This window comes from Paracoccus ravus, from assembly GCF_004522175.1.
Taxonomy (GTDB): domain Bacteria; phylum Pseudomonadota; class Alphaproteobacteria; order Rhodobacterales; family Rhodobacteraceae; genus Paracoccus; species Paracoccus ravus.
On sequence record NZ_SDEB01000061.1, the window covers coordinates 1 to 4,168 of the forward strand.

Genomic DNA, 4,168 nt, shown 5'->3' on the forward strand with positions numbered 1-4,168 from the left:
ACCGCAAGGGCCAATCGTCGGGAAAACAGTCCCCCGGACTGTTTTCTGATCCTCCTCATACCACCGATCTGCGCCGGATTTACAGCGCCCCGACGGCCGATATGGCCGAAGTCGAGCTCGACGCCTTCGAGAAAAAATGGGCGGAGAAATACGCGTCTATCGCCCCGGCCCGGCGCAGGGCTTGGCAGGAAGTGATCCCGTTCTTCGGCTTCGATCCGGCGATCCGCAAGATCATCTACACGACCAAGGCCATTGAGAGCCTGAACCGCGTGATCGGGAAATCGATCAAGACGAGGGGTTCCTTCCCGACCCACGAGGCCGCGACCAAGCTGATCTATCCGGCCATCCGCAACTTCGAGAAGGACGGCCGAAATGTCCGGGAATGGTTTGCGGCCCGCAACCAGTTCGCCATGATGTTCGGCGAGCGCTTCGACGCTTGAGTATCCCAAACCGCATGGGCCGGGCCAGATACACGAAGTTCAGGACACTCCCGCAAATGGGCAAACCGCTATGACTGGTGCCCGAAGGTCACCCTTTCGGCCATCGCCCTCGCCGCACTCGTCATCTTCCGGTTATGAATACTGACGCTAAAGAGTGATTGCTGTAGCTTCGAAACACCTATCATACTTTACGAAACGCGCTTAACCCGGTATTCGCCATTGTTTCCGCTCCCGCGCTGGCTTCGTTCAAAGCCGCAAACCATTGACGGACCTAAGTCCACTGGGTCGACTGAAACGGATTTTGAGGCTGCGCCCAAGGTCGGGACCAATATCAATCGTTCTGTAATTGACCTCTACCGTCCACACATCACGTCTGGCGACTGCCTGATCGTGACCGGCTATCAAGACTTTCTATCTTCGCTCGCCATTTTGATGAGGGAGGTAAAGGAACTTAAGGACCCTGACACTGATGCCGAAATCCGGATTCGGATATCGTTCGGGATCGACACGGCAAACTCTCGACGGTTGGCAAAACAAAGGCAAGTCACCGAAGAGATGAAGCTGTACTGGCTGGAGCGGTCAGGCCTGCAGGTCGAAGATGATCATGACCTGCTCGCGGTTCTGGCAAAACGGGCGATACAGACAGGCAAAATTCAGCTTCGCGTCTTTGACCCTGTATTGGCCCAGGCCGGTCTGGGGATCTCGGGGGATCGCCGAATGCATGCCAAGATCGTGAGTTCGCGGGGCGGTGCCGTAGCGGGATCAGCAAACTTTTCGCGCTCGGGGCTGTTCAGCAACATCGAATACGCGGATGGTCTGGACGCCGGTTCGCATAAGCTGCAGCATGAGCGTACCAGAGCAGCCGAACAGATCTGGGACGTATCTGTTGATTGGACCGCAGAAGCGCTCGAGATTCTCGATAAGCTGATAAAACCCGCCACGGCGGAAGACGCCATGGCGCGAATGATCTCGGAGCAAAAGGGCTTCGAGCCTTGGCTCACTGGTGGGCGCCGTGAGATCACCGGCCATACGCTGTACGAGTACCAGCAGGAACTGACTTACGAGGCCTGCGCTATCACGTACGATCACGGCATTGCGTTCGTGGAAGCGCCGACAGGCTCAGGCAAGACCGAGATCGGCTGCCATTTGGGGGAAGCCTTGTCGGAAACATTTGCGCGGGTAATTCCCCGTTCTCCCGTGCATGGCGTCGCTAGGAAGAACGCGGCTGTAATAGCGCCGCCGAAAGTAATACCCAGCTGGCAGAAGCACGCCACAAACTCTCTCGAGGCTATAGCGAACACAACCCTGTCCAAAAAACGTCTGAGAGGGGCCGGCGATGACAGCCAGTCCGGTCTGAGGCTCGATCAGTTCGGCGTACTCATCATTGACGAAAGCCATACAGTGACGCCCGGATTTCAACAGGCTTCCCAGATGGCGACGGCGATCGAACTCGCGCCACCGAGCTGGAACGTCTGTTTGTCTGCTACGCTTCTTGGCAATCGCGACGTCGACTGGCTGACCCATATGCAAGAGATGCGCGCCTCCATCTTCATGACTCCAGACTACATTCAAGCGATGGGTGAGCTGTTCGAACGGGAGATGCAACGCTCAACTGGCATCTTCGATCAAAAGACGTCACTTGCGGTACTGTCCGAACCGGAAACCGCTCTATCTAGGCAGGCACGCACGGAACTCTCCGAGCTAATTTCGCCATTTCTAGCGCGCCGCCAGCGCCGATGCATCGGCGAGGATGTGGATCGCTCCACACACAATTACCCAAAGCTCGCCAATCACAGGCGGCCCAAGACACTCGCGCTCACGAAACCGCAAAAGGCTCTTCTCGACGATATCGTTCGGCTCTGTAATCAACTTGCTCCCGGCGGCAGGGTTACGGCGGTCGAGAAGAGCCGGTTCGGCCACGTCAAGACGCAGCAGAGTACCCAGGATCAGCTCTATATCCGTAATCTGCTCAACATCCTTCGGGTGAATGCCGCGCAGGCAGCGTGGGAGATGTCCCATGGCGTTATCGGAAAGTGGCTGCGGGAGTTTGAACAAGGGTCCACAAGCAAGCGACGAGCACTGCACCCTGCTCAAGCCGACATGTTTGCTCAGCTTGGTATCGATGCGTTGGCTGCGCCCGAGACGTGCAATGCCTTAGCCATGAAACTCGCTTCTCAATCTTTGCGCGATCTTGACGAGAAGCGATATGACGCGTGCCGTCGCATCCAGCAGCAAAAGGATCGGGTTGTCTTTCTCGCTGAGCGCACGGACACGCTCGAAATCTTTGCTGAGGCGCTTTCCCGCCGCGGTCACCACACGAATTTCGTTGTTGGGAACCAGACCAAAGGTGATGAGAGGGCCGTAAAGACCGTCTTTGGCAACGGTCCGGATGGGTTCCTGCGGATTACACACGGAAAGTCTGTTGAGTCCTACTTCCGCCCCGGCGGGAAGAACGCGCCGAGAGGGCCAGCTTCGGTCTTCCTTACTTACAAAATGGCTGAGGGTATTAATCTCCAGTCTGCCGACACACTTGTTCTCCTCGGTATCACGTCGAACTTGAAGGAGCTCATCCAAGGCTTGGGGCGTATCGACCGCATCGACAGCGAATACGGAATCGTTAACTATCACCTTGTCGACATTCCGGTCGGTCAATTTGCATCAGACGAGAAGGTGGCCAACCGGATCGCGAACTATCGCACACTCGCGGGTGAAGAGGTGGTTGATGCCGTACAGGAAGTTGGCTCGGACGATACGGAAGTGATCCTGGAGAGCGTTTCACGATACCTGGGGTCGCCCAGGCGATTGCGGGACAACAATTTTCACGACGTCCTCACCCGTACCAAAGAGAAAATATCTCTTGAGCGTTTTGCACTCATCAGCAAGGCCAGAATCGAGGGTACCTGGGGCGCGGAATTGGCACTTCTGTCCGCCAGAGAGCGTTTCACCGCGCTGCATCTTCAGGGCGTCGCCAAACCGAGCAGCTTCTTTCCCCCGCGTTTGCTGCTGCTGCGGAACTCTGAGACTGGCGTGATATTAGAGCGTTCTCAACTGGTTTGCGCCAAGACCCTCGAGCTCGCATACGAGAGGACAAAGCGTCTCGGCATGGAACGGACCACGATGTCAGAGCAGGATTTGGCTAGCGCGCTTGAGACCGTCTCGCAGCAGCTTGGACGGCTTGCAGAATGGGACCTGCGCCCGGCACGCGTTGAAAGCCTAATGAAGGCGTGCGCTGAGTTTGTGAGTCGGCGGACTGACAGGGATCTCGACGATGGACAGATGTTTGGTCACCTGTCCCTATCCGCTGTTGAAATGATTTGCGAGGCTTGGAGTAGGTTGCTCGACCCTTACTGGGAAAAAGCTAAAAAGGAGGTGCGGGACAGCTTCGCATATGAAGACCTACCGAAAGGGTACATCGCTATTCAGGCGATTTTGCAGTCACTCGAAAGTGACCTTCGCGGCGGTGAGGAAGTACATCAAAAAATGTCCAAGGTTATCGAGGAAGCAGAGCTTTTCTCGAGAGATCATGAGCCAGAAATCGGACGGCGAGTTTCGGTGGTGTTCTTTTCAGGCGGAGCTGGTGAGCACTGAAACTGAGCCGCCCTGGGTGTCCACTTAACCTTCTTTCCGTGCTATTTTCGGGAAGGAGGAACAGCCGATGGGACAGTCATCGACAGTGAAGAGGGGACCGCCGCGTGATGCCGCGAGCAAGGTCGCGCAGCAGCGGATGA

2 protein-coding genes and 1 pseudogene are annotated in these 4,168 nt (G+C 56.5%); all 3 read left to right on the forward strand.

Translation table 11 applies throughout. The features are described 5' to 3' along the window. Positions 1-440: transposase (locus ESZ60_RS20270; RefSeq protein WP_245155804.1), on the forward strand; the 440-nt coding region annotated here is incomplete at its 5' end. 51 nt (positions 441-491) lie between these two features. Then, positions 492-578, forward strand: a pseudogene (locus ESZ60_RS20275) (IS5/IS1182 family transposase); the annotation flags it as partial. An 81-nt stretch (positions 579-659) separates the two neighbouring features. Beyond that, complete coding sequence (locus ESZ60_RS20280) at positions 660-4,028, forward strand: DEAD/DEAH box helicase family protein (protein WP_134682461.1); 3,369 nt, start codon at positions 660-662, stop codon at positions 4,026-4,028. Positions 4,029-4,168: the final 140 nt, after the last annotated feature.